The 25,932-nt window shown below is 62.4% G+C and carries 25 protein-coding genes; 14 read left to right on the forward strand and 11 right to left on the reverse strand.

Features of this window, described 5'->3' with window-relative positions; translation table 11 throughout:
* Positions 1-10: 10 nt before the first annotated feature.
* From tadA to HMPREF2886_RS26770, 5 genes are all read right to left on the reverse strand, one after another.
* Positions 11-559: a tRNA adenosine(34) deaminase TadA gene (gene tadA / locus HMPREF2886_RS26755; RefSeq protein WP_073648786.1), complete on the reverse strand. Its 549-nt coding sequence runs from the start codon at positions 557-559 to the stop codon at positions 11-13.
* Positions 550-1,941, reverse strand: coding sequence for a multicopper oxidase family protein (locus HMPREF2886_RS26760; protein ID WP_039027523.1), 1,392 nt, complete (start codon positions 1,939-1,941; stop codon positions 550-552). The genes tadA and HMPREF2886_RS26760 overlap by 10 nt, the downstream gene beginning before the upstream one ends.
* A 261-nt stretch (positions 1,942-2,202) precedes the next feature.
* Positions 2,203-2,400, reverse strand: a complete 198-nt coding sequence (locus tag HMPREF2886_RS26765) for a hypothetical protein (protein WP_001749826.1) — start codon at positions 2,398-2,400, stop codon at positions 2,203-2,205.
* A gap of 35 nt (positions 2,401-2,435) precedes the next feature.
* Complete coding sequence (locus HMPREF2886_RS35100) at positions 2,436-3,866, reverse strand: P-loop NTPase fold protein (RefSeq protein ID WP_256562581.1); 1,431 nt, start codon at positions 3,864-3,866, stop codon at positions 2,436-2,438.
* A gap of 115 nt (positions 3,867-3,981) precedes the next feature.
* Positions 3,982-4,365: a plasmid mobilization protein gene (locus tag HMPREF2886_RS26770; RefSeq protein WP_032422801.1), complete on the reverse strand. Its 384-nt coding sequence runs from the start codon at positions 4,363-4,365 to the stop codon at positions 3,982-3,984.
* Positions 4,366-4,906: 541 nt separating this feature from the next.
* Here HMPREF2886_RS26770 and HMPREF2886_RS33860 point away from each other — a divergent pair.
* From HMPREF2886_RS33860 to HMPREF2886_RS26790, 6 genes are all read left to right on the forward strand, one after another.
* A complete protein-coding gene (locus tag HMPREF2886_RS33860) occupies positions 4,907-5,116 on the forward strand; it encodes a TraC family protein (RefSeq protein WP_000101767.1) in 210 nt (69 codons plus the stop codon).
* A 2-nt stretch (positions 5,117-5,118) separates the two neighbouring features.
* Positions 5,119-5,343, forward strand: a complete 225-nt coding sequence (locus HMPREF2886_RS33865) for a hypothetical protein (protein ID WP_016943284.1) — start codon at positions 5,119-5,121, stop codon at positions 5,341-5,343.
* A 268-nt stretch (positions 5,344-5,611) separates the two neighbouring features.
* Positions 5,612-6,403 carry a P-type conjugative transfer protein TrbJ gene (gene trbJ / locus HMPREF2886_RS26775; protein WP_070748707.1) on the forward strand — a complete coding sequence of 264 codons (792 nt, stop codon included), beginning with the start codon at positions 5,612-5,614 and terminating at the stop codon, positions 6,401-6,403.
* Positions 6,404-6,405: 2 nt separating this feature from the next.
* Positions 6,406-6,588, forward strand: coding sequence for a hypothetical protein (locus HMPREF2886_RS26780; protein ID WP_004690111.1), 183 nt, complete (start codon positions 6,406-6,408; stop codon positions 6,586-6,588).
* Between the two features lie 2 nt (positions 6,589-6,590).
* The gene (gene trbL / locus HMPREF2886_RS26785; RefSeq protein WP_053263295.1) at positions 6,591-8,234 is read left to right on the forward strand and encodes a P-type conjugative transfer protein TrbL; all 1,644 of its coding nucleotides are present in this window, start codon (positions 6,591-6,593) and stop codon (positions 8,232-8,234) included.
* Positions 8,235-8,236: 2 nt separating this feature from the next.
* On the forward strand, positions 8,237-8,563 hold the full coding sequence (locus HMPREF2886_RS26790; RefSeq protein ID WP_032422808.1) for a hypothetical protein: 327 nt from the start codon (positions 8,237-8,239) through the stop codon (positions 8,561-8,563).
* A 1,099-nt stretch (positions 8,564-9,662) separates the two neighbouring features.
* Here the strand turns inward: HMPREF2886_RS26790 and HMPREF2886_RS26795 are convergent.
* From HMPREF2886_RS26795 to guaB, 5 genes are all read right to left on the reverse strand, one after another.
* The gene (locus HMPREF2886_RS26795) at positions 9,663-10,721 is read right to left on the reverse strand and encodes a replication initiator protein A (protein ID WP_021577798.1); all 1,059 of its coding nucleotides are present in this window, start codon (positions 10,719-10,721) and stop codon (positions 9,663-9,665) included.
* 80 nt (positions 10,722-10,801) lie between these two features.
* A complete protein-coding gene (locus tag HMPREF2886_RS26800; protein ID WP_000410046.1) occupies positions 10,802-11,032 on the reverse strand; it encodes a helix-turn-helix transcriptional regulator in 231 nt (76 codons plus the stop codon).
* Positions 11,033-11,316: 284 nt separating this feature from the next.
* Positions 11,317-12,525 (reverse strand): tyrosine-type recombinase/integrase, encoded by a 1,209-nt coding sequence (locus HMPREF2886_RS26805; RefSeq protein ID WP_024248387.1) that lies wholly within the window; start codon positions 12,523-12,525, stop codon positions 11,317-11,319.
* Positions 12,526-12,833: 308 nt separating this feature from the next.
* Positions 12,834-14,411, reverse strand: coding sequence for a glutamine-hydrolyzing GMP synthase (gene guaA, locus HMPREF2886_RS26810; RefSeq protein WP_033969941.1), 1,578 nt, complete (start codon positions 14,409-14,411; stop codon positions 12,834-12,836).
* A gap of 79 nt (positions 14,412-14,490) precedes the next feature.
* Positions 14,491-15,960: an IMP dehydrogenase gene (guaB, locus tag HMPREF2886_RS26815; RefSeq protein WP_003092702.1), complete on the reverse strand. Its 1,470-nt coding sequence runs from the start codon at positions 15,958-15,960 to the stop codon at positions 14,491-14,493.
* Positions 15,961-16,223: 263 nt separating this feature from the next.
* Here guaB and HMPREF2886_RS26820 point away from each other — a divergent pair, with 263 nt between their 5' ends.
* The 4 genes from HMPREF2886_RS26820 (at position 16,224) to HMPREF2886_RS26835 (ending at position 20,575) form a co-directional block, all read left to right on the forward strand.
* Positions 16,224-17,201, forward strand: coding sequence for a helix-turn-helix transcriptional regulator (locus HMPREF2886_RS26820; RefSeq protein ID WP_031638751.1), 978 nt, complete (start codon positions 16,224-16,226; stop codon positions 17,199-17,201).
* A 134-nt stretch (positions 17,202-17,335) separates the two neighbouring features.
* A complete protein-coding gene (locus HMPREF2886_RS26825; RefSeq protein ID WP_033969944.1) occupies positions 17,336-18,232 on the forward strand; it encodes a transporter in 897 nt (298 codons plus the stop codon).
* 12 nt (positions 18,233-18,244) lie between these two features.
* Entirely contained in the window at positions 18,245-19,402 is a 1,158-nt protein-coding gene (locus HMPREF2886_RS26830; protein WP_057388894.1) for an MFS transporter, read from the forward strand.
* A 30-nt stretch (positions 19,403-19,432) separates the two neighbouring features.
* A complete protein-coding gene (locus tag HMPREF2886_RS26835) occupies positions 19,433-20,575 on the forward strand; it encodes a class II histone deacetylase (protein WP_033975768.1) in 1,143 nt (380 codons plus the stop codon).
* Here the strand turns inward: HMPREF2886_RS26835 and HMPREF2886_RS26840 are convergent.
* A complete protein-coding gene (locus HMPREF2886_RS26840; RefSeq protein WP_052151819.1) occupies positions 20,560-21,342 on the reverse strand; it encodes a sulfite exporter TauE/SafE family protein in 783 nt (260 codons plus the stop codon). The two genes, HMPREF2886_RS26835 and HMPREF2886_RS26840, sit on opposite strands and share 16 nt — an antisense overlap.
* Positions 21,343-21,449: 107 nt before the next feature.
* On the opposite strand from HMPREF2886_RS26840, the gene HMPREF2886_RS26845 reads away from it, so the two are divergent.
* The 4 genes from HMPREF2886_RS26845 to dctP all read left to right on the forward strand — a co-directional run bounded on the left by HMPREF2886_RS26845 (position 21,450) and on the right by dctP (position 25,908).
* Positions 21,450-22,358, forward strand: coding sequence for a LysR family transcriptional regulator (locus HMPREF2886_RS26845; RefSeq protein ID WP_033969951.1), 909 nt, complete (start codon positions 21,450-21,452; stop codon positions 22,356-22,358).
* 36 nt (positions 22,359-22,394) lie between these two features.
* Positions 22,395-23,774: an exodeoxyribonuclease VII large subunit gene (xseA, locus tag HMPREF2886_RS26850; protein ID WP_033969989.1), complete on the forward strand. Its 1,380-nt coding sequence runs from the start codon at positions 22,395-22,397 to the stop codon at positions 23,772-23,774.
* A 6-nt stretch (positions 23,775-23,780) separates the two neighbouring features.
* Positions 23,781-24,716, forward strand: a complete 936-nt coding sequence (locus tag HMPREF2886_RS26855; protein WP_039027519.1) for a LysR family transcriptional regulator — start codon at positions 23,781-23,783, stop codon at positions 24,714-24,716.
* Positions 24,717-24,867: 151 nt separating this feature from the next.
* Positions 24,868-25,908 carry a TRAP transporter substrate-binding protein gene (gene dctP / locus HMPREF2886_RS26860; protein ID WP_033969953.1) on the forward strand — a complete coding sequence of 347 codons (1,041 nt, stop codon included), beginning with the start codon at positions 24,868-24,870 and terminating at the stop codon, positions 25,906-25,908.
* The last annotated feature ends 24 nt before the right edge of the window (positions 25,909-25,932 follow it).

Raw genomic sequence — 25,932 nt, forward strand, 5'->3', positions numbered from 1 at the left:
GAAACATCCGTCAGTCTTCGCGAGGCTTCTTCGCCGCTTCGCGCCGCGCGCGGAAGAACGCCGAGAGCGCCTGGCTGCATTCTTCCGCCAGCACGCCGCCCTCGACCATGACCCTATGGTTGAGATGCTCCTGCTCGAAGAATCGCCCACGGCTTTCCACTGCGCCCGACTTGGGCTCGACCGTGCCGTACACCAGGCGCTGAATGCGTGCGTGCACCAGCAGTCCGGAACACATGCTGCAAGGTTCCAGGGTCACATACAGGGTGCTGCCTGGCAGCCGGTAGTTGCCCGCCTCCGCCGCTGCCATGCGGATCGCCAGCATTTCGGCGTGGGCACTGGGATCGTGGCTGCTGATCGGCCGGTTGAAGCCCCGCCCGATGATCTCGCCCTCGCGCACCAGGACCGCGCCCACCGGTACTTCGCCGAGGGCCGCGGCCTTTTCCGCCTCTGCCAGGGCCTCGCGCATGAAATGCGGGTCCCGGCTGCGATCGATGATCGGACGCACGCCTTTTACCGTCGGGTAGCCCTTGCCGTTACGGATCAGCTTAGTCACCCGCACCAGGCCTCGCCGACCGCGATGGTCCCCATCAGGCCGGTCTCCATATGGTCGATGACGTGGCAGTGGAACATCCACAGGCCCGGATTGTCCGCCACCAGCGCGACGCGGGCGGTCTCGTTCTTGCCCAGCAGGTAGGTGTCGGTGAAGTACGGGATGATCTCCCGGCGATCCGAATCCAGCACCTTGAAGGCCATCCCATGCAGGTGGATCGGGTGCTGGTACTGCGCCATGTTGCGCAGCTCGAAGATGTAGCTCTGGCCTTCCTTTAGCTTGGCCAGCGGCGGCGCGTTGTGCTTGTGCTCCTCGCCGCCTTCCCAGGCCTTGCCGTTGATCTGCCAGAACGACGGATAGGGATTCTTGCCGCTGGTATCGGACATCGCCCCGACCCACTCGAAACGGAAACCGATCTTCTCGGCATTGGCCAGGTCCGGTTCGCTCACCGGATTCGCCGGCAACGGCTCCGGCCAGTCGCCGGCAGGTGCCTCGGCGCTGGCCACGCTGCGGATCGTCGCCAGGCGTACCGGCCCGTCGCGCAGGGACAGCTCGGTGCCCGCTTCCGGCACCTTCAGCGCCAACTCCAGGCGCATCCCGGGGCCGATCCAGTACTGCCCCTCGAAGCCGCGCGGTTCCACCGGATGGCCATCGATGGCATAGATCCTCGCCTCGCCGTTGGGCAGGTTGAGACGGTAGGTGACGGTATTGTCGACGTTCAGCAGGCGCACCCGGACGATCTGCCCGGCCGGCAGGTCGATGGTCGGCACATGCTTGCCGTTGATCGTCGAATAGCGCCCGCGGGTGCCTTCGCGCGCGGCCTGTCGCGGCACGCTGAAGGGGGTGAAGGCGCCCTGCTCGTCCACATGCCAGGTCTTCAGGCAGAGAACCTTCTCGTGGCGGAACCCGGTGGGTTCGCGCTCCTCGATGATCAGCGGGCCGACCAGCCCACGGCCGAGCTGCTCGCTGCTCATCAGGTGCGGGTGGTACCAGTAGCTGCCGGCGTCCTGGGTCTTGAACTGGTAGATGAAGCTCTCGCCCGGCTGCACCGGCGGCTGGGAAATGTACGGCACGCCGTCCATCTCGATCGGCAGGCGGATGCCGTGCCAGTGGATGGTGGTCGGTTCGTCCAGCCTGTTGGTGAAGCGCACCCGCAGCCACTCGCCCTGCTTCGCCCGCAACTCCACGCCGGGGCACTGGCCGCCATAGGCCAGCGCCGGACTGCTGAAGCCCGGGACGATCTCCAGGTCCAGCGGCGCGGCGATCAGTTCGTAGTCGTACTCCTGCGCCACCTGCGGACGCGCCAGCCAGAGGCGCGCGCCGCCGGCGCCGAGGCCGACCACCGCCAGCCCGGCGAGGCCGCCGAGCACTTGTCTACGGGTAAATGTCATGGAGCCTTCACCTTCGCGGGTACTGCGGCTGGAAAATGATAGATTTTCTCATTTCCCAGCCGCGAAGGCGAGCCATCGCTCCGTGCAACTGCCTCTTTGCTGATCCGGAGCAAACGAAAAGGGCAGCCGAAGCTGCCCTTTCCTCTCATCGGCGCAAGCCGATCATTCCCACTCAATTGTAAATTACCTGAAAACAACCATATAAATCAGCATATTGATACCATACCTATTTGCCGAACCATGAAAAATACCATGCTCAAATCAGAGAGGTAGAGCGCGCTTTGTATCGGTGTCATCCGACCTTTCATCACCTGCCGAGGCCTTGGCCATCTGCCGCAACAGAATGGCCAACTCGGCCGGATTGCCGTCGCGGCGGACTTCGGCCAGCAGCTCCGCTGCATAGGTAGGATCAGCGCGGAAGTGCTCGGCCATCGCCGCATCATGCGATCTGCCCTTCATTGGTGCCGTCCTCCTCGTTGAAGTTATACAAAGCGCTAGTGTGCCAAAAGCTCTCTAGTCAGTTCATCTGCAGACGGGATTCCGCCCCGTAGCAAAATTGCCTGACATGTCTTTTGCAATAGCCCCCAAGCCCGCATCCATTGAAAAATATCCACAGATGAACTTGAACCGTGTGCGATCTTACTGCGGTCTCCGTAACTCTTTTTTGCCGTGTCGTAGGTTAACGAACGGGGCTGAATTGGTGCGCACAACTCAGCCAGTAATAACGACGTGCGATACGTAATCTCTGACTGAATTCGTATGATGTTTTCTAACGCTTGCCACATGTGCAATATTGATGAGGATATATCAGGCATTAGAGGCGCTTTGGCCAACGCAGCTCGTATAACTTTAGCCGGCGGATTTTTATCTTCTAAATTGCGCCAAAGTAACGAATCTTGAACGGCTGACAAAAAAACATCCTCACGCACTGTATTCGATAATTGTTCGGGGTCGCCACGCAAACACATCAGTGAAAGTTCATACGGCCACCCCTCAACTTTCGCATCTTTGAGATTAATGCCAGTCTGCAACCCTTTGTGCAATTTATCTTTTGTCAGATCAGATATGTATGGAGCAACGACATCATAGAATACATTCATGAAGCGCACTAGCTGATCTTCGCTGGGAGCTCCGCAAATCTCATCAATGGAAGCGAGTACCGCATTGTTTAAGTCAGTCGACACTGGCATTGGTAGCTCAAAACCGGCCTGTATTATCTTTTCTAAAAAATGCGGCCCTTCTGACGGATATTTTTCGTTAATCGCTTTATCTGCTAGTTGCCTGTCAAAAACAACAAGATACATCACATTCGGCAATCGTCCTACTGACTTAATAAGACGAAATATAGCAAGTGCCTCCTCCGAAGATAGACGATCCATGTCATCAATTATGACGAGGAATCGTCGATTCTCTGCCTCAAGTACTTTTGACAGCTCTCGAAACACTGTCTCTAGGGGCTCTTCATCTGGAAACAACCGCTTCGCTACATCAAACAAGCCGCCGACTAACCCAGACAACCAACCTACCGGAGTTAATGCAATTGCGGGGCCTATAACAGGACCGGCTTGGAGAATGCCGCGACCCAATTTTCGAACTAATTTACGAGTTTTGTCACCAAATTGTTCACCCAAAACAGAGTTTAATTGTTGAAGAAAGGCGAGCGCCAGGGCCTCTTCTCCTCTATACCACCAACATTTAAACTCAGTGACAATCAAATGGGAATCTTTTGCTTCCGAAAGCTCCGCTCTAATAAGATTAACTGTACTGCTTTTGCCTGACCCCCATGCTCCATTTAAAGCAATTGTTGTTCCAATCGGATCCTTAATATTTAATATACTTTTTGCGAGAGCCTCTGAAAAAGAGGTCACACCGTATAGATCTTCTTCTCGCCTCTCAATTGGACTGTCGTTAAAATAATTACTCACACTCCCCCCCATATAAACACTCACTTTATGAAAAACGCTCGCCTCTTTGCCTTCAGTTGTGCTCTAACAGATAAAAGTGACAGATAGAATTAGCAACCTATCTCCTATGATCAGCTCATTTCCGAGACACAACTATAGCGCTCATTTTCTCTCTGATAGAAGCCTGCAAGGCTCTAAATTCGATCATTACCTTCTCAATGTCCATAGACCGGGCACTCTGCCCACGCTTCTCCGCAAGCCACAATTTCAACAACCCGGCCACCCGGCCAAGGTCGCCATTCACTCGCACAAGATCGGCCACGGCTGACAGGTCAGCCCTTGCCCGGATAGGCGCGTTCAGTCCGGCCGCTTTCATGTAGGCGGACAACGACAAACCGGACTGAGCAGCCCGGTCGGCCAGCTCGGCCTTTTCGTCGTTGTTCACCCATACCTCTATTCGTTGGCCTCGGGGTCGGGTTCCTCGGCCCTTCCCTTTCGGTTTCTGTTCTTCGTCACTCATCAGTGCCCCTTTTCCATCGCGCCCGATGGCGCGGATTGGTGTCGTTGTCTTGCCCGGCTTGCGCCTCCTTTTTGGTGCCCGTGGCTCCTTTGTCGCGGCAGCGACCGTCAGCCTCGCAGAGCAGGATGCCGTCGAACCGCAGGTGAGTAAGGGGCGGTGTTGGACTGGTGCGGGCTTGCCCGTACCGGTACAACACACATCCTGCCTGCTACCTCTCTGCGATTCTATGCGACTGGAGCAGAATCGCCAGTAAAATATGGCGTAATCGCGTACATTCGCGCTAATTCGCATACACTCGCGTAGCATCGCATTAATCAATTCTTCTAATCGCATAGAATCGCATACATTCGCATAAAAACGCGTTTCCGACTGAGTTCATGAGCATCAAGGACGTACTGACACCAAAAGGAGGGGGCTTTGAGAGGCCATCAGCTAGGCCAGCCAAATCTAAGTCTTGTAAATTGCTCGACCCGGGTGAGAACATAGCCTCCGTTTACGCGCTTTTTTCGAAACTCGATCATCAAGAAACAACGGAGTAATCATGGCACGAAAAACCCTCGCAGAGCGCCGTTCTGATGCCCTTTCGGAGCTTGAAATGGCGAAAGCCAGATTGGCAAAACTCGACAATGAGGCAGCCGAAAGAATCGGAAGAATTGCAATAAAGTCAGGATTGGTTAATCTTGAGCTTACGGACGATCAAGTCCGAGAAGAATTCGACAAAATCGTGGAAAGGATTAGCAAGGGGAATTGATCATGAAGACAGCTCACCGCATCAGCGCATTGGCCAATCAACTCAACGAACTGCAAGCCTGCCTCGGTCGAGCCAGTGGACGGCCTAGCAAGAGCGTTATGGAAGCCCAGCGCATAGCGGCCGAGCTGGCTTCTTCACTTGAAGATTGGCACCTTGAAACGCTACACATCCCTGAACCGGAGCGTGACCTTTATCGCGCACAGAATCCCTATTACGCTGCCCACTGACGCCGCGCACCGCCTTATCAAAAGCTCACTTCGGTGGGCTTTTTTTGTCCGCAAAACGTATCAAACCGGACAGCCGAGCCCCTTTCACGCGTCAAGAAAAACGCGATCAAAATCATAGCGTTGAGAAACAATCTCGTGAAGATTGACGGACAGTTTACGGACATAAATCATTGAATTCTATGCGGATACAAGATTATCCGCATATTTAAAACCGCTCCATATCGGTCAATAATCAAACCTCGGACGATGACAGAATGAGGTATTCGGTATGGAAATGGAATCGCAAAAAGCGTCGGCTTATGCCGCCCGAAAATTCGGTCGAGGCGCGGCGCTCGCTCTAGCAATGGCGAGCGCAGGCCTTGGTGTAAGTCTCTACATGGCACCGGCTCCGGCCTATGCCATCTACTGCTCGAACTGCTCTACGTTCTATCAGCAGATGTACGAATACGCCGAAGCGGTGAATACGCAACTGAACACCGCGCAGCAGTTGCAGACGCAGATCCAGCAGTACGACAACATGATTAAGCAGGGCATGTCACTGCCCAGCCGCATGTTCAACACCATCACTGGCGACCTCCAGCGCGTGGCCAGCGTCTACAACTCGGCGCAGTCGCTCGGCCGCAACATCAGCAATCTGGACGAACAGTTTCGCCAGCAGTTCAAGGGCTATGACAGCTATCTGAACTCGATTGGCCAAGGGCAAAACAACATGCCGCAGCGCTATCGGGACTGGGCACAATCCGGCTTCGATAACGCCCGCACGGCCATGCAGGCCGCTGGCGTGAATACCAGCACATTCGAGGATGAGAACGCGATGCTGGACCAGTTGGTAAGCCGTTCACAGTCGGCCGTTGGTCGCCAGCAGGCCATTCAAGCAGGGAACGAGATTGCGGCGCAGAACGTGCAGCAGCTCCAGAAGCTGCGCGATCTGGTGGCCACACAGATCACCCTGCAAGGCAACTACATGGCGCAGCAAAACGAACGACAGTCCGTTAGCGATGCCTCCGAACAGCAATTCCGCAGCCGTGAAAATACACGCGGCCCGTCTGAGGGGTTCTAACCATGATGATTTCTAAGGCGCTGATTGCCGCCCTCTGTCTCGTCTCGGCCCTTGGTGGGTCGGCACTGACGGCCGTGGTCGTCACGAACGCCGCCGCGCCGGAATGCGCAGCGGTCGGCAATGGCCATCAGGATGACCAATTCCGCAGCCGCCCAAACACTCGCGGCCCGTCTGAGGGGTTCTGACTATGCGACGTTCAACCGTTTACGCACTTGTCGGCGCGGTGCTCTTGCTATCCGCAACTAGTGCGATGGCTGCCGGGGTCGATTTGGCGCAGAGCAACACGTCTATGAACAGCCTTCTGCGGCTGATTCAGAACGCTTCAAACCAATGGGCACCGCGCCTGCATGATTACGCCTTGTGGCTCTTGGGATGCCTTGCCGTCATCCAGTTAGTTTGGACTTTTGCTCCTTTGGTCATGCGCGGGGCTGAACTGGGCGACATCCTCCATGAACTGGTGAAATTCATCCTCGTGATAGGGTTCTTCTATGCGATGCTCGATCACGCGACCGAGTGGGGCGGGGCCATCGTCAACAGCTTCCGGCAGGCCGGGGCGCACGCGGCAGGGTTGGGTAGTGCGGAGCTGATGCCGGGGGATATGTTCTCAACTGCTGTGGACTTTTCACGGCAGGTGCTGACGGCCGGTGTTTCGATGTTCAGCCCAATCACATCGGTTGTGGTGGCCGTATCTGCATTGATCGTCCTGATGTGTTTTACGTTTATAGCGGCTCTGGTGTTCGTGACGCTGGTAGAGGCCTACGTCATCATCAATGCCGCCGTCCTGTTTATGGGTTTCGGTGGCTCTCAATGGACACGCGAATATGCACTGGCTCCCATTCGCTATGCCGTTGCGGTAGGTGCCAAGCTGTTTGTCCTGACTCTGATTGTGGGTCTGATCATGCAGGTTTCCGCAGAATGGTCGGCAGCCTACACCAACGACGAAGCGTCGTTGATGACCTTGGTCGGCCTGTCTTTGGTGTGCGCCTACCTGACCAAAACCATCCCTGAACTGATCGGCGGCATGATTAGCGGCACGTCGATGGGCGGCGGCTCTGCAATTGGGGGCATGGCCGCAGCCGGTGCAGCCGGTGCGGCGGCCGCAGTCGCTACTGTTGCAACAGCAGGGGCAGCAGCCCCGGCCGCAGGAGCACTAGGGGCCGCAGGAACTGGCGGAGGCGCTGCCAGTGCCGCGGGTGGTGGACTGGCCTCCGCACTGAACGCCAGCATGGCAGGCGGCAGTACCGCAGGGGGCATCGGTGGTGCGACGGGCGTCAGCAGCGCTGGAATTGGCGCAAGCACAGGATGGGGCAGCGGTGCGGCCGCAAAGGCCGCAGGTTCTCGCGTCGGGGGTGGTGCCGCGTCAGGATCGGCGAATCCAGTGTCGGCGGCCGCTTCGCCAGCTAGCCAAGAAGCAGGCAGCGGCTTGAAACAAGCCGCCAAACAGGCCGGAAGAGCGGCCAAGGGCGGTGACGACGATACGGATCAGCAGGCCGTCGCTCAGCAACGGCAGATGACACCAAAAGAAGGGACCGGCGGCAACGGCAAGGTTGTTGCGCAGGGCGCCGAGGTGGCCACACGGGCGCTTGGCGTGCTGGGCGCTATCAGCGTACCCGGTATGGAAAGCTCCCACGGGCTTTCGCTCGGGGGCACCGGGTCTCCCCCTCCCGTCCCCGGCGGCGACAGTCCAACACCTGACGACGGCGCAGAGCCGACTACACAAGCGGAATCCAACATTATTCGTCCGACATCGGACACAGCTAGGACCGGAAATGTCGGCGCGCTCAATGTGCCCGGCATGGATTCTGGCGTTAACTCTCAATCGGAGGCGTAATCATGATGAACGATGTATTTTTTGGCCTGATGATGCTCGGCGGCTTTTTTGTTCTCGGTATTGGTATGTGGGCGCTTGGCCAATGGCTCCGACGCAAAGGCTTTGGCCCGCAGCTCGATGCACTGGATAAGCAGTACACGGCACTACAGCATCGGGTGAACCGATTGGCTCTGCCTGCCGCTGCGCATTTCTACGGCCGCATGGGTATGCTTAATCGCATGCCACTTTTCGGCAGCAAGAATCAGGTGGTATTGGTAGAGCGTGTGAGAATGGCCATCCTTCAGATGGAAGAGGAAGAACGGCAGCGACGCAGGGTCATCAATCGCTGACGCGCACAGCCAGTTCCATCACCCACAACCCCGCCTGAGTGCGGGGTTTTGTTTTCCTGCCGCAGCATCTCCGTCTATTACACACCGCAATAACGGCCTGTATCGCTCTGTGAGAAGTTTTCACACATGACAGTCACAACAACATTCCGACACTGAAAAAACGCCTCCACGGCCCATACAGGAGGGATTTTGGACGCTTTCGCAGGCCGTAAGAGGCCTTATGTCGATTTTGGCCCTGCCCTTCCCTTTTTGGTGCCTGAGCGTCTTTTTGCTGGTTTCAACGGCTCGACCAGGTGCTGCGACCGGTGGGTAATCCACGGAACTAGCCGCGTCGGCGACGGCAGGCCCGCCCTACCTTTTTTGGTGCCCAACGGCCGTAGGCCGACCAAGAGCAGCAAGCTAGGAGCTGCGCCATCAAGGCGCGGCACTTAGCGCGCATGCTGGGGATTCTTAGAGAATCTTAGATGGAATTTGCGAACGGCCCGCAAACGCCCGCCGTTGCTGGGTTTTCAGAAACCGGCCGGGTGCCGTTAAACAGGGGGTGGGGTGCCGTTAAACAGGGGGGGAGCGGCGTTACGGTCGGATGCCTTGGGTCGCCCGTTTCTCCTTTGCCCTTAGCGTACTCGTCCAGCCTCCAACCCACGGCAGCAAGCTCGGCCAGCGCCTTGGGGCGGAGCGAACGCCTTTCATGAGGGAGGGGAGCTGCCGCGAAGCGGTGGGAACCCCGCAAGGGGCCACGCTTTTGGATCGTGGCGCGATTTCGCACGAATAGGAGTTCCGAACTAACGGATGGGGGCCATCGACTTATGCACAGGCAAAAGGGTTTTAAACAGTTTTATATATAGTTTTAAAAGATTTAGCGTAAAAAGAAGGAAATTTAATCTTTTAATTCAATGGATTACGCGCGATGCCGGTTCCTAATAGACGGATACCGGTTCCCAATAGACGGCGAAACGGTTCCTAATAGACGGTTTCAGGTTCCTAATAGACACTCTATCCACAGCGTGGCGGGTTGTTCCCACTTTGTCCGCCAACTGTCCGTCAATCAAAATGAAAAAAGCCCGCAACGGGGCTCTTTTGCGATCTCACTCACCGTCTATTAGGAACCGCCCAGCGGTTCCGACGAGGAATTGCGGTGCCTCATGACCAGTAGAGGGCCATCCTTCCCCGCTTCTTCGCACAAGGCATATTCAGGCAGGTCATCGGCTTTGATGATCCCGCGAAGGAAGAAACAGAATTTTTTGAACGAGCCACCGCTTCCACTGCGTTCGTAAAGGGTCTTGAAAGCCCATTTAGCGCTATCCCTGCCTGCGGCACGGCGAGCCAGTCGGTAGATAAAGCGTCCTATGCCCGGCTCGATCAGAAAGTAGTCCCGGTGTACTGTAAGTACCTCCGGCCGCTTGCCCTCGGTGACTTCTCGATAAATCCACTCCGGGGCTTCAATCTCGACAGAACTTATCTTCTTGGTGTCCGTGCGTGACAGAACACGATAGCGCGCGATCAGCCCCTCGGCTTCGGTTGTCCGAAACTTGCCGCTTTCGCGCACTGTCTTGATGGTAGTACCCCGCAACCGATCTAGCGCGGCTTCCACTCCCTTAACCTGACTACTACCGTTACCACGTCGGGCAAATCTGAGGATGTCGCTAACATGCAGCCGAAACACTCTCCCCGGCTTGCCACCCTTTCCTTCTCGATAGCGGTTCATAGCTTCGGTCAAGTGAGACACCATCATCAGCACAATGTCGTAGTCCCAAATGGAGGCCATTCCGTGCGCTCCTGCGGACACTTCCACGTATCCATCCGGCAGGTCGTAGCGGATCAGTTCTCCGGCTCGCTTGTCCTTCTTGGATAAACGGAACACGGCCACATCCATGACGCTGCGATTGTCGCGGCCGCCCACGTCATAAAGGCTGGGCGCAAAAAAATCTGGCTGAGCGTCGCCTTGTGGAGGCTTGCGGACAAGTGACAACGCTTTGTCCCGCTCTTTTGCCCTTTCCATCTGTTCATGCACGGTCGAGACGTTAGACGGTCTACCGCGTTCAGCAGCCGGAGTTCGGTCACTGTTCCGCTTCCTGATATTTTCAAGGCGTTCCAGTAGCCCGCCAGAGTCGCCTATTACCGCGCCTATGGGCTTAAGACCGCTGTTTCGGCTACTCATGCACGGCCCAACCGGAGCTGTATTAAGCCCAGTACAAGCGGTCTACTCGTAAATGTCGCCTGCAAGTTGGCCGCCACAATTCAGGCCCCCATTCCGGGACGAGGGGCCGGGCTGGAATGTTTGCACGCATCAATCCATGCCTCGACCTCCGCCAAATCCCACACGACCTTGCGGCTACTGAGCGCAATGCGCTGAGGAAATTTCCCCTGCTTTTCAAAGTTGTAGATCGTGCGCTCGCACAGCGGAATCATCTCCAGCAGCTGCTTTTTGCTAATGAGAACTTTACTTGCTCTCCTTAATTCTTTTTCCACACCGAATACCTCGTTTTGTCATCATCCGAGGTTTAATTATTGCTACACAATTCCGGAAAATTCCAGCATATACGATCATATTTTTTCAATTAAATCAATCACTTAGTGTCCGTAAATTCAACGTTTGACGGACAATCTTGATAACGCAAACCGCTGTTTTAATTAGGTTTGCAATAGGCACTTAAACCCAATTTATCGCGTCCGGAAATTCATCGTTTTTCGGACAAAAAAAAGCCCACCGAAGTGGGCATTTCGCTACAGAATGCAGGTCTCTAGGCTCCGAATCAGTCCTTGAGGCGGGTCTTCCTGATTGTCCACTCGTCGATCATGTCGGCCCAATCTTGGAGCATCGCCCGGCGCTGATCGCGGTACTCGGCCTTGTTGTAGATGGCACGAACGCCCTTCTGTTCGTGCGCAAGGCACTTCTCGATCCAGTCGGTGTTATAGCCCGCCTCATGCAACAGCGTGCTGGCTGTGCGCCGCAAGTCGTGCGGTCCAAACTTGCCAAGTGACTGCCCTTCCTTCTGGGCCAGCCGATAGGTAAGGGTAAGCACCTGATTGAGCGTTGCGCTGCTCATCGGCAAGTCTGAGTCATAACGTGATGGCAGAATGTATTCCGAACCGCCGGCGAAGGTCTTCAGCGCGATGAAAATATCCAGCGCCTGCCTCGACAGGAACACCAAATGGGGATTGCGGCGCTTCATCCGCTCCTTGGGGATTGTCCAGAGCGCGTCGGTGAAATTGATTTCGTTCCACGTTGCGTTGGTCAGTTCGCTTTTGCGAACCATCGTTAGCAACAGCAGCTTGGCAGCCGCTCGAATTGAAGGTGTGGTGCCGATACGCTCCATGTACTGGTACATCAAGCCAATTTCCTCGGGCGTCAGTGCTCGATCTCGCGGCTCAAACTTGGCGATAGTTGACGGGCGCACCAAATCGGCCGGGTTCTCAACCTTCTGTCCGCGTTCGATAGCCCAGCGGAAGACCTGCATCATAATTTCGCGGCAAAGCACGGCCGTTGATGGCCTGCCTTGTTCCACGATGGCATCAGTCAGCGCCCGCAAGTCCTCGTGGGTAATTTCTATCAGTTTCCTGTTGCTGAATTTCGGCTTTAGCTCTCGCTCGTATGTTCCACGGCGCATGTCGCGGGTGGAATCTGCCATTTGATAGCCGCGCAACCACTTCTCGGCCCACGCGCCGAATGTCTCAGCATCCTTGACGCGGGCTTTGTCCCGCGCTTTCTCCTTGGCTGGAGATTTCCCTGCGGCGATCATCTTCTTGGCTTCGCCCAGCCGTTCGCGAGCTTCCGCTAGCGTGATCCCTCCGACACCATAGCGGCCGAAGGTGATGGTCTCTTGCCTGCCGTGGATCGAGTAGTTGTAGCGGAACGAAATCGAACCCGCAGGGGTGATGGCCACGTAGAGGCCGTCACGGTCATTCACTTTGTAGAGCTTGTCCTTTGGCTTGAGGTTGCGCAGCTTGGTATCAGTCAGCATGGTCGGGTTGGGTTTCCTCTCAAAAATACCATGCTCAAAAAGCCCCACAAATCCTCAAAAAACTTCTTTAAGGACAATGCGTTACCTAAATTCGATACCATGAACACCCCATCAGAGGAGGCATGGTATCGAGTGCCGAACATGGCATCAGGTTCAAATCGTACCATCTACCATGCCATAGAAACGGTGTGCTTGGCGATGCGAAAATTTGCCAGACAGTGCTACGCCAAGAACGAAAAAAGCCCGCAATTACGCGGGCTTAGGGGTGTTTTAATGCTTCTTGGTGCCAGTCTGTGCCGGACGCGGGATCACTCCCACTCGATAGTCGCCGGCGGCTTGCTCGACACGTCGTAGGTGACCCGGGAGATACCGGCGATCTCGTTGATGATGCGGTTCGAGACCTTCTCCAGCAGCTCGTAGGGCAGGTGCGCCCAGCGCGCGGTCATGAAGTCGATGGTCTCCACCGCGCGCAGGGCGACGACCCAGGCGTAGCGACGGCCGTCACCGACCACGCCGACCGATTTCACCGGCTGGAACACCACGAACGCCTGGCTGGTCTTGTGGTACCAGTCGAAGGCGCGCAGTTCCTCGATGAAGATGTGGTCGGCCTGGCGCAGCAGGTCGGCGTACTCCTTCTTCACCTCGCCGAGGATGCGCACGCCCAGGCCCGGGCCGGGGAACGGGTGGCGGTAGACCATGTCGTAGGGCAGGCCCAGCTCCAGGCCGATCTTGCGCACTTCGTCCTTGAACAGTTCGCGCAGCGGCTCGACCAGTTCGAACTGCATGTCCTCCGGCAGGCCGCCGACGTTGTGGTGCGACTTGATCACGTGGGCCTTGCCGGTCTTGGCGCCAGCCGACTCGATCACGTCGGGGTAGATGGTGCCCTGGGCGAGGAACTTCACGTCCTGCAGCTTGGTGGCTTCTTCGTCGAAGACTTCGATGAAGGTGCGGCCGATGATCTTGCGCTTCTCTTCCGGGTCGGCGACGCCGGCCAGGCGACCGAGGAACTTGTCCTCGGCGTTGGCGCGGATCACCTTCACGCCCATGTTCTCGGCGAACATGGCCATCACCTGGTCGCCTTCGTGCAGGCGCAGCAGGCCGTTGTCGACGAACACGCAGGTCAGTTGGTCGCCGATGGCCTTGTGCAGCAGCGCGGCGACCACCGAGGAGTCCACGCCGCCGGAGAGGCCGAGCAGGACCTTGGAGGAACCGACCTGGGCGCGCACGGTGGCGATGGCGTCGTCGACGATGTTCGACGGGGTCCACAGCGCGGCGCAACCGCAGATGTCGAGGACGAAGCGCGAGAGAATGCGCAGGCCCTGCTTGGTGTGGGTGACTTCCGGGTGGAATTGCACGCCGTAGTAGGCGCGGGCATCGTCGGCCATGGCGGCGATCGGGCAGCTCGGGGTGCTGGCCAGGATGTGGAAGCCGGCCGGCATCTCGGTGACCTTGTCGCCGTGGCTCATCCACACGTCGAGGCCGAGCACGCCGTCGTCGTCCACGTGGTCCTCGATGCCGTCCAGCAGGCGCGCCTTGCCGACCACGTCGACGCGGGCGTAGCCGAACTCGCGCAGGTCGGAGCCCTGCACCTTGCCGCCCATCTGCTCGGCCATGGTCTGCATGCCGTAGCAGATGCCGAACAGCGGCACCCTCAGGTCGAACACCGCCTGCGGCGCGCGCGGGCTGTCGGCTTCGTGTACCGACTCGGGACCGCCGGCGAGGATGATGCCGCGCGGCGCGAAGGCGATGATCGCCTCGTTGCTCATGTCGAAGGGATGGATTTCGCAATACACGCCGATCTCGCGCACGCGGCGGGCGATCAGTTGGGTGTACTGGGAGCCGAAATCGAGGATCAGGATACGGTGGGCGTGAATGTCTTGGGACATGGCCATCTCTCGCTACGGAATTCGAAAACGACACGGGGCTGAATCGAACAGCCCCGTGCAGCACTCATTTCAATCAGCCTCAACCAACCCGGTAGTTGGGGGCTTCCTTGGTGATCTGGACGTCGTGGACATGGGACTCGGCCATGCCCGCACCGGTGATCCGGACGAACTGCGGCTGCGTGCGCATCTGCTGGATGTCGGCGCTGCCGGTGTAGCCCATGGCGGCGCGCAGGCCTCCCATCAGCTGGTGGACGATGGCGGACAGGGCACCCTTGTACGGCACGCGACCCTCGATGCCTTCCGGCACCAGCTTCTCGGCGCCGGCGGAGGCGTCCTGGAAGTAGCGGTCGGACGAGCCCTGGGAGCCGGACATGGCACCCAGCGAACCCATGCCGCGGTAGGACTTGTAGGAACGGCCCTGGAACAGCTCGATCTCGCCCGGCGCTTCCTCGGTACCGGCGAACATCGAGCCCATCATCACGCAGTAGGCGCCGGCGACCATGGCCTTGGCCAGGTCGCCGGAGAAGCGGATGCCGCCGTCGGCGATCAGCGGTACGCCGGTGCCTTCGAGGGCGGCGGCGACGTTGGCGATGGCGGAGATCTGCGGCACGCCGACACCGGCGACGATGCGGGTGGTGCAGATCGAGCCCGGGCCGATGCCGACCTTGACCGCGTCGGCGCCAGCCTCGGCGAGGGCCTTGGCGGCCTCGGCGGTGGCGATGTTGCCGCCGATCACCTGGACGTCCGGGAAGGTCTGCTTGACCCAGCGCACACGCTCGATCACGCCCTTGGAATGGCCATGGGCGGTGTCCACCACCACCACGTCGACCCCGGCGGCGACCAGCGCGGCAACGCGCTCGCCGGTATCGGCGCCGGTGCCGACGGCGGCGCCGACGCGCAGGCGGCCCTGCTCGTCCTTGGACGCCAGCGGGTAGGTCTTGGCTTTCTCGATGTCGCGGAAGGTCACCAGGCCACGCAGGTAGAAGTTCTCGTCGACTACCAGCATCTTCTCGATGCGGTTCTCGTAGAGCTTGGCCTTCATCTCTTCCAGCGGGGTGCCTTCGCGGGCGGTGACCAGCTTGTCCTTCGGGGTCATGATCGCGGCGACGGTATCGCCGGCGTTCGGCTTCACCCGCAGGTCGCGACCGGTGACGATACCGACCAGCTCGCCCTGCTCCACCACCGGGAAGCCGGAGAAGCCATACTCGCGGGCCATCTGCAGCAGTTCGATGATCTTGGTCGAGGGAGTCACGGTGACCGGGTCGCGGACGATGGCCGTCTCGTGCTTCTTGACCTTGCGGACTTCCGCGGCCTGCTGCTCGATGCCCATGTTCTTGTGGATGATGCCGATGCCGCCTTCCTGAGCCATGGCGATGGCCAGGCGGGCTTCGGTCACGGTATCCATCGCGGCGGATACCAGCGGGATGTTCAGTTCGATGCCGCGGGTCAGGCGAGTTTTCAAACTCACGTCCTTGGGCAGGACTTCGGAATAACCGGGGATCAGAAGGACGTCGTCGAAAGTCAGGGCTTCTTGACTGATTCGCAGCATGGCGGGCGCTCCCAGACGGGAAAAATGGAAGCGCGACATTATACCCAGCCACGCGCTTCCGCTCAACGCAGTTGATCGCCGAAAACGGCGAATGGGCAAATATCTTGCAAGGCGCCCGCCAGGTCCCGTTCCGCCTGTCCTATCCCGCATTTGCAGGATGGCAGCGCGGCGGCGGATGGCCGGATACTGCGTACGTCACCCAGCGACCGCCCAGGCGGCGGGACGCCGATTCCAAGAACTATAAAAGTGGGACGGGGGAGAGAATGAAAGGGAGCACTGACCCGCATTCGTCATCCGCAGCCTTGCTCGCGGCGTTCGGCGCCGCCGTGCTGGACATCAACCGGCTGGCGCGCGACAAGACCCTGGAGCGTTTCCATCGCACCGCGCTGGAACGTCTGCAGCAACTGGTGCCGTTCCAGCGTGCCTGGTGGGGCCGCGCGGCGCTGATCGACGGCGTGCCGGTGGAGCACAGCGCACACCTGTTCAACCTCGAAGAGCACTATGTCGAGGACTGGAAATCGATCAGCCACGACGACATCACCGTCGGCCTGGTACACGCCCGCCCGGGCACCGCCGTGGCCGTCGACATGCAGGCCACCGCCGGGCTGCGCTGGCTTGGCGCGCGTCACGACATCGGTGAGCTGCTCTGCGTGATCCACGTCGATCCGATCACCCGCCTCAGCGACCACGTCGCCCTCTATCGCACGCCTGGCGGCCCGCCTTTCGCGGAACAGGAGAAGCTGCTCCTCGGGCAACTCTCGGCGCACCTGGCCGCGGCCGTCTCGGCCAACCAGATCCGGACCCTGGTGGCCCTGCGCGAATCCCTCGAACGCCAGGCACTGGCCATGGCGGTATGCGACCGCTACGGCGTGCTGCATTGCGCCGAACGCGGCTTCGTCGACCTGCTGCTCGGCACCTGGCCGGGCTGGACCGGTCCGCAACTGCCGGAGGAAACCAGTCCGCTGGGCTATCGCGATGCGCGCCTGGTGATCGACTCGCGGCAGGTCGGCGACCTCTACCTGCTCACCGCGCGGCAACCGAGCGCGATCGAACAGTTGAGCAATCGCGAAGGCGACGTCGCCCTGCTGTTCAGCGAAGGCAAGACCTACAAGCAGATCGCCCGCGACCTCGGCCTGGCGCCGAACACCGTGCGCCATCACATACGCACCATCTACTCCAAGCTCGGCGTCAACGACAAGGCGAGCATCGCCCACCTGCTGCACCAGTTTCCGCCTGGCTGACAGCCCTCCACCCCTGCCATCACCGCTTCGACCGCCCCGCCAAGGGCGGCATGGGCGCCCTTTCGCCTGCGAAAAGGCGCAACCACCACCGGCGCGACGAACGCCGGGCACACAACGTCCGGGGAGACCGACACATGACCCACCGCACCGCCTCGATGGCCGCACCGACCGCCAGCGCCCTCACGCTGCTCGGCATCCAGCTCCTGCTGGGTGCCGAGGCCGGCGCCGCCGACCTCAACGCCCGCGACTTCTTCGGCGCCCCGGCGGGCACCACGCTCGGCGTACTCTACCTGCCGGCGACCCGCGCCCATGAGTTCCACGGGCCGGCCGATCGCAACGGCAAGGCCGAACTGAAGACCAACGCGGTGGCCTACCGCCAGGTGTTCTTCAGCGACATCTGCGGCACCCTCTGCACGCCGCAGTTCATCATTCCCTTCGTCGACATCGATGCGCGCCTGCCCGGCACCGCCGGGCATACCGGCGAGACCGGTTTCGGCGATCCCCAGGTCGGCGGCACCCTGTTTTTCGTCAACGACCCGGAACGGCGCCGCTACAGCGGCCTGCTGACCCTGATCACCCTGCCGCTGGGCGAGTACCACGCGAAGAACCCCGATGTCTCGCCCGGCGCCAACCGCTGGGGCGCCACCTTCGTCTACAACTACACCCAGGGCATCGGCCGCGACTGGGTGCTGGAAGCCAACCTGGAAGCGCAGTTCTACGCGAAGAACGACGACTACTTCGGCAGCGACCTGGAACAGAAACCGCTCTATCGTCTGCAGGCCTTCGCCTCCTACGACTTCAGCCAGAGCACCTACGGCGCCCTCAAGCTGGTGCATGCCGATGGCGGCGAACTGAAGCTGCAGGGCCATACCCTCGACGACACCCACCAGCGCTACACCCAACTCGGCTTCGAGCTAGGCCACTGGCTGGACCGGCGCAACAGCCTGATGTTCGGTCTCTCGCGCAACGTCGCCACCGACAATGCTTTCCATGGCAGCCAGGCCCTGTTGCGCCTGGTCCATGTGTTCTGAGGAGGCGCAGCCATGAACGCTTCCGACAAGCCCCTCGCCAGCGCCTCTCCGGCGTCCGGCAACCTCGCGCTGCTCGCGGCCATCGTGGTGTTCGCCGCGATCACCCCGACCATCCTGATGACCGCCCCCGCCGTCGCTGCGCAACTGGCGGCCCAGTGGCAACTGAGCCCGGCGCGGGTCGGCGACCTGTTTTCGGTGGAGCTGGGCGCCATGAGCCTGGCGACGCTGCCGGCCTTCCATTGGCTGAAACGCGTCGATTGGCGCCACGCGGCGCTGCTCGCCGGCCTGCTGTTCATCGCTGCCAACCTGGCCTCGGCGCTGGCCGGCAGCTACCCGCTGCTGCTCGCCCTGCGTTTCTGCAGCGCCCTCGCCGGCGGCTCGCTGATGATCCTCTGCCTGTCCAGCGCCGCCAGCACCGCCACCCCGAGCCGGGTCTACGGGCTCTGGGTGATGGGCCAACTGGTGGTCGGCGCCGTCGGCCTGGCACTGCTGCCGGCGCTGTTCGAACGCTTCGGCCTGGCCGCCTGCTACCTGTTGCTGGCCGGCCTGATGGGCCTCGCCCTGCCGTTGTCGCGGGCCTTCCCCAGTGGCAGCCCGCCAGCGGAAGCCCGCGCCAGCACCGGCGCGGTTCACTCGCGACTGCGGGTCGGGCTGGGTATCCTCGCCGTGCTCACCTTCTATATCAGCCTCAGCGGCGTCTGGACCTTCATCGGCGCCATCGCCGAAGGCGCGGGGATCGGTGCCGGCGCCAGCGGCGAAGTACTCGCCGTCGCCACCCTGATGGGCATCGCCGGGGCGGCCTGCGCCTCCTTCATCGGCAACCGCCTGCCGCGCGACCTGATGCTGCTCGGCGGCTACCTGGCGATGGCTGCGGCGATCCTCCTGCTGATCGGCCAGCCGCCGCTGGCGCGCTTCGCCCTGGCCGCGCTGCTGTTCAAGTTCACCTGGACCTTCGCCCTGCCGTTCATCCTCGCCTGCCTCGCCGACCTGGACCGCTCCGGCCGCCTGATGAACGCCTCCAACCTGGTCATCGGCGGCGGGCTGGCCATCGGCCCGGCGCTGGCCGGACGACTCATCGAAAGCAGCGGCGGTTTCATCCCGCTGCTGCCGATCGCCGCCGGCCTGGCCGGCCTCTCGCTGCTGCTGGCCCTGGCCTGCCGGCCACGCTGAAACCCTTTTCCCGAACCACGGATATCCGCCATGACCCGACGTACCGCTTTCTTCTTCGACGAACTCTGCCTCTGGCACGCCGCCGGCCCGCACGCGCTGACCCTGCCGGTCGGCGGCTGGGTGCAACCGCCTGCCGCTGCCGGACACGCCGAATCACCGGAAACCAAGCGCCGGCTGAAAAGCCTGCTCGACGTGTCCGGCCTGACCGCCCGCCTGCAACTGCGCAGCGCACCGCCGGCGAGCGACGAGGACCTGCTGCGCGTGCATCCGGCGCACTATCTGGAACGCTTCAAGGCGTTGAGCGACGCCGGCGGCGGCAGCCTCGGCCAGGACGCACCGATCGGCCCGGGCAGCTACGAGATCGCCCGGCTCTCCGCCGGCCTGACCATCGCCGCGCTGGACGCGGTGCTCGCCGGCGAGGCGGACAACGCCTACTCGCTGTCGCGGCCGCCGGGTCACCACTGCCTGCCGGACCAGGCGATGGGCTTCTGTTTCTTCGCCAACATCGCCGTGGCCATCGAGGCGGCCAAGGCGCGCCACGGCATCGAGCGGGTCGCGGTGCTGGACTGGGACGTGCATCACGGCAACGGCACCCAGGCGATCTACTACCGGCGCGACGACGTGTTGAGCATTTCCCTGCACCAGGACGGCTGCTTCCCGCCTGGCTACAGCGGCGCCGAAGACATCGGCGAGGATCGCGGTCGTGGCTTCAACCTCAACGTGCCGCTGCTTCCCGGCGGTGGTCACGACGCCTACATGCAGGCCATGCAACGCATCGTGTTGCCGGCGCTGGAGCGCTTCCGCCCGCAATTGATCGTGGTCGCCAGTGGCTTCGACGCCAACGCGGTGGACCCGCTGGCACGCATGCAACTGCACAGCGACAGCTTCCGGGCGATGACCGCGATGGTCCGCGACGCGGCCGAGCGGCATGCCGGCGGACGCCTGGTGGTGGTCCACGAAGGCGGCTACTCGGAAGCCTACGTGCCGTTCTGCGGCTTGGCTGTGATCGAAGAACTCAGCGGCGTGCGCAGCGCGGTGCGCGACCCGCTGCGCGACTTCATCGAGTTGCAGCAGCCCAACGCGGCGTTCCGCGAATTCCAGCGCCAGCGCCTCGAAGAGCTGGCCGCACAGTTCGGCCTGTGCCCGGCGCAACCGCTTCAGGCGGCCAGGTAGCGCCCGACCAGCGCCAGGCCGCTGCACAGCACCAGCCAGGTAACCAGGCGGACGAAGGCTTCACGCGACAGGCGCAGGGTCACCCGGCGGCCGATCCACAGGCCCAGCGCCATCCCCGGCAGCAGGCAGGCGGCGAGCAGCCAGGGCTCGCGCGCGGCATACAGTCCGGCGAGCAGGAACAGCCCCAGGCGGACGAAGGTGCTACAACCGATCAGCGCGCTCTGGGTGGCGCGCATCTGCTCCTTGCTCGCCAGGCGCCCGTTCAGGTACAGCGAGTAGAGGAAGCCGCCGCTGCCGAACAACGCGCCGAACAGCCCGCCGAAGACACCGAAGGGCAGCGCCCAGGTCGCCCGCCAGCGCGGCTGGCCGCGTGGCTGGAGGAACAGCGCGTAGAGCGCATAGAGACTGACGAACACGCCGAGGGCCAGCATCAGCAGCTCCGCGCGTAACGCCAAAAGACCGTACGCCCCCAGCGCACAGCCCAGCAGCATGCAGGGCAGCAGACGCTTGAGTTCAGTGACGGCGACCTGCCGCCGCGCCGGCAGCCAGTTGCCGAACGACGCGCTGAAATCCAGCAGGACCAGCAGCGGAATGATCTGCGACAGCGGCAGCACCCCGGCCAGCAACGGGCCGGCGACCAGCGCGGTGCCGAAGCCGGCGATGCCGAACACCACATAGGCGAGGACGATGGCCAGTTCGACCAGCAGCCATTGCCATAGGCTGAACGGCAGGGCGGCGAACAGGACTGACGGATCGAGCGAGGACATGGCGGCTCCCGGAACGACGACCTGCGCACTCTAGCGAGCGCAACGGCGCGCCAGCCAATACAATCCGAGCCCTGTAGCCATCTCGAAAAGGCATGGGGAATCCTCCGATGATCTCTTTGCGGCAACTCCATTACTTCATCGAAATCGTCGAGTCCGGCGGCTTCAGCCGTGCCGCCGAACGCCTGTTCGTCGCCCAGTCGGCGCTCAGCCGGCAGGTGCGCGAACTGGAGGACAGCATCGGCACCCCACTGCTCCGCCGCGGTCCGCGCCAGGTCGAGCTGACGCCGGCCGGCCGCGCCTTCCTGCCCCGCGCGCAGCGCCTGCTCGGCGACCTGGAGGCCGCCCGGCGCCTGGCTCGCGAGGTCGGCGAAGGCGGCCATGGCCTGCTGCGCCTGGGGCATTCCAGCTCGGTGCCGCTGGTGGGCGGCCTGCAAGCGGCGCTGCGCAGCTACCTCGCGGCGCAGAGCGGCGTCCGCCTGGAACTGACCCAGCAATCCTCCGAGCAGCAACTCGCCGATCTCGCCGAAGGACGCCTGGACCTTGGCCTGCTGCGCCTGCCGGTGCTGCGCCAGCATCCCCGGCTGCACTTGCGCGCCCTGTACCGCGAGCCGTTGCTCCTGGCTCTCGCCGCCGACCATCCGCTGGCCCGCCGTGAAGCCCCCGTGGCCCTGGCCGCCCTGGCCGGAGAAACCTTCGTCTCCATTCCCCACCTGCAACGCGGCGGCCTCAGCTATCGCGCCGCCGAACTCTGCCTCGGCGCCGGTTTCTACCCACGCCCGGCGCGCGCGCTGTCGCGCAAGACCAGCCAGTTGCAACTGATCGAGGCCGGCTTCGGCGTCGCCCTGGTGCCCGCCTCGATGCGCGCCATCGCACCGCCCGCCGTGCGTTTCATGCCTCTGGCCGAGACAGAGGCATACAGCGAGGTGGCGCTGGCCTGGCGACGCGACGATAGCCCCCTGGTGGAAGGGTTCGTCGAATATTTCCTGGAGAATCTGCCGAACGAAGCCAAGGATTGATCGCACATCGCGGTGCGCCGCCTTATCATGCCGCCCATGCGTAACGATCCCTTCCAACGGCTCGGCCTCGATCGCGAGGTGCTGACCGTCAGCCAACTGAACCAACGCGCCCGCCTGCTGCTGGAAGACGTGTTCCCGCAGGTGTGGGTCGAGGGCGAGCTGTCCAACCTCGCCCGGCCGGCCTCCGGCCATGTCTACTTCACCCTCAAGGACAGCAACGCGCAGGTCCGCTGCGCGCTGTTCCGGCAGAACGCCCTGCGCGTACGCCAGGCCTTGCGCGACGGGCTGGCGGTAAAGGTGCGCGGGAAGATCTCGCTGTTCGAGGGGCGCGGCGACTACCAGTTGATCGCCGATACCGTCGAGCCGGCCGGCGACGGCGCCCTGCGCCTGGCCTTCGAGGCATTGAAGGAAAAACTCGCCGGCGAAGGCCTGTTCGCCAGCGAACGCAAGCGTCCGCTGCCCGCCCATCCGCGCCGCATCGGTATCGTCAGTTCGCCCAGCGGGGCGGTGATCCGCGACATCATCAGCGTGTTCCGCCGCCGCGCACCGCAGGTCGAGCTGACCCTGGTGCCCACCGCGGTGCAGGGCCGCGAGGCCGTCGCGCAGATCGTCCGCGCGCTGCAACTGGCCGACCGGCAAGGCTTCGACGCGCTGATCCTGGCCCGTGGCGGCGGATCCCTGGAAGACCTCTGGTGCTTCAACGAAGAAGCGGTGGCACGCGCCGTGGCAGCCTGCGCCACACCGATCGTCAGCGCGGTCGGCCACGAGACCGACGTATCGATCAGCGACTTCGTCGCCGACGTGCGCGCGCCGACGCCTTCGGCCGCCGCCGAACTGCTGGCGCCCAACGCCGGCGACCTGCAGCAGCGTCTCGACGGCCTGCGCCGGCGCCTGGTGCTGCGCATGCGCGACCAGTTGCTGCGCGAACGCCTGCGCCTGGAAGGCGTCGCCCGCCGCCTGCGCCATCCCGGCGAACGCCTGCGCCAGCAGGCGCAGCGCCTGGACGACCTGGACATGCGCCTGCGCCGTGCCTTCGAGCGCCAGCTGGCGGTCCGCCACGAACGCCTGGTCCGCCTGGAGACGCGCCTCGCCGCGCAGCATCCGGGCCGCACCCTGGCGCTGCTCCGGCAGAAGCTCGACAGCCTCGCCGCGCGCCTGCCGCGCGCCGCCCGCGAGGTACTGAAGGATCGTCGTCAGCGCCTCGAAGGACTGGCGCAGACGCTCAACGTGGTCAGCCCGCTGGCGACCCTGGGCCGCGGCTACAGCATCCTCCTCGACGAGCGTGGCCGGGCGATCCGCGATGCCGGCCAGACCCAGCCGGGACAGCGCCTGAAGGCTCGCCTCGCGGAAGGCGAACTGGAGGTGCGGGTCGAGGACAACCACCGGACGCCGGTGACCCTGTCGCTGCTGGACTGAGCCGCGATGATCCGTCTCAGCCAACGGGCCCTGGCCTACCTCAACGAGGTGATCCACCACGGCTCTCTACGCCGCGCCGCCCAGCACCTGAACATCGACCCCTCGGCCATCAGCCGGCAGCTCGCCAGTCTGGAGGAACATCTCGGGGTGCGCCTCCTGCAACGCACCCCGCAGGGCGTGGCGCCTACCGAGGCCGGCGAGCTGCTGGTGGCGCACTACCGCCAGCAACGGGCCAATGAAGAGGGCGTGCTGTCGCGTCTATCGGCCCTGCAGGGGCTGCGCCAGGGCAAGGTGCGCCTGGCGGTCGGCGAGGGCTTCATCGCCGACCTGATCTCCCAGCCATTGCAGAGCTTCATCCTGCGCTACCCCGGCATCGAGCTGGAGGTCCGCATGGCCGGGGCCAACGAAGGCGTGGCACTGGTCAAGGAAGACGCCGTCGACCTGGCCCTGGTCTACGCCCCGGTCGAGGACGGCGAGCTGGACGTGCACGTCGACACCCGCCAGCCCCTCGACCTGATCATCCCCGCCAACCATGCCCTCGCCGGACACCGCGGCGCGGTGCCGATGCGCGCGCTGCGCAACGAGTCGCTGGCGTTGATCCACAACAGCACCGGCATGGGCCAGCTGGCGGTGATCGCCGCCCAACTGGAGCGCATCGAGCTAAGGCCGAAACTGCGCACCAACTCGGTGGCGGTGCTGACCAATTTCGTCAAGTCCGGCATCGGCGTGGCCTTCATGCCGGAGTTGACGGTCAGCCACGAGATCGAGGCCGGGCATATCCGTTGCCTGCCGCTGGCCCACCCGGCGCTGCGCGACGCCCGCGCGCGGATCGTCAGCCACAAGAGCCGCGAGCTGACCGTGGCGGCGATCGCCTGCCTGGAACACCTGCGCCGCGGCATGCGCTTCTTCAGTGGCGACGCGCCCGGGCTCTCGCAGCGCTGAGGCGTTGTCTTTTTCGCATCACGTCCGGACTTGAATAGTCAACGAGACAACGGCTAGCGTTGCTTCGCTTTCGTGCGAGCACCCGGCCCCGCGCCCCGACAAGAAGTGCCGCCGATCCCTCGACCGTTCGGACTGCCATAAGGAAAACAACATGCACACGAATCCGCGCCGCGGCCTCGCCCGCCGCTTCGCCGCCGGACTGCTGGCCGCCGCCCTGGGCCTGGGCGGCAGCCTCGCCCAGGCCGCCACCACCCTCAACCTGAGCTATAACGGCGCCGCCGACAGCGAGAAGAACCTGGTGCATCTGTTCGCCAGCAACCTCAAGCGCCTGGCCGAGGAAAAGAGCGGCGGCGAACTGCAGTTCAAGCTCTACCCCAACAGCATGCTCGGCGAAGAGGAGCAGCGCATGGAACAGGTGATGACCGGCCCCGGCCTGAACATCGCCTCCTTCGCCGGGATCGCCCCGCTGTTCCCGGAGATCTACGTCAGCGCCACGCCCTTCATGTTCAAGGACGCCGCCGCGGCCCACACCTTCTTCGACAGCGGCAGCTACTGGCAGGCCGCCCGCGAGGCCTTCCGCGAGCGCACCGGCACCGAGCTGCTGGCGGTGGTCGAGGAAGGCGGCTTCCTCAACTTCACCAACGGCAAGAAGCCGATCCACGGCCCGGCGGACTTCCAGGGCCTGCGCTTCCGCGCCATGGATCCCAGCCAGGTGGCGCTCTACGAAGCCTTCGGCGCCTCCGGCACGCCGATCCCCTGGACCGAGCTGTACATGGGCCTGCGCACCGGCGTCGCCGACGGCCAGATGAACCCGACCTCCTACATCATCCTCGGCAGCCTCTACCAGGTGCAGAAGTACCTGACCCTGGCCAACATCCAATACTCCGACCAGTTCCTGGTGGCCAACGGCGATCTGCTCGCCAGCCTCCCGGCAAAGGAGCGCCAGGCCCTGCTCGACGCCGCCGCCGAAGCCACCCGGCTGAACCGCGAGGCGGTCGCCGCCCAGCAGGAGCGCGACCTGGCGTTCCTCAAGGAAAAGGGCATGCAGATCATCCAGCCGTCCGCCGATGACCTCGCCGCCTTCCGCGAGAAAGGCCAGCCGTCCTACCTGGCCTGGCTGAAGACCCAGGACATCGAGCCGCGCTGGACCGAGATGGCCTTCCGCGACGCCGGTCTCGCCACCGCCCCCTGACCTTCGCGCGTTGCCCCCCGACGG

The sequence above is a fragment of the Pseudomonas sp. HMSC066A08 genome (assembly GCF_001813025.1).
GTDB classification, from domain to species: domain Bacteria; phylum Pseudomonadota; class Gammaproteobacteria; order Pseudomonadales; family Pseudomonadaceae; genus Pseudomonas; species Pseudomonas aeruginosa.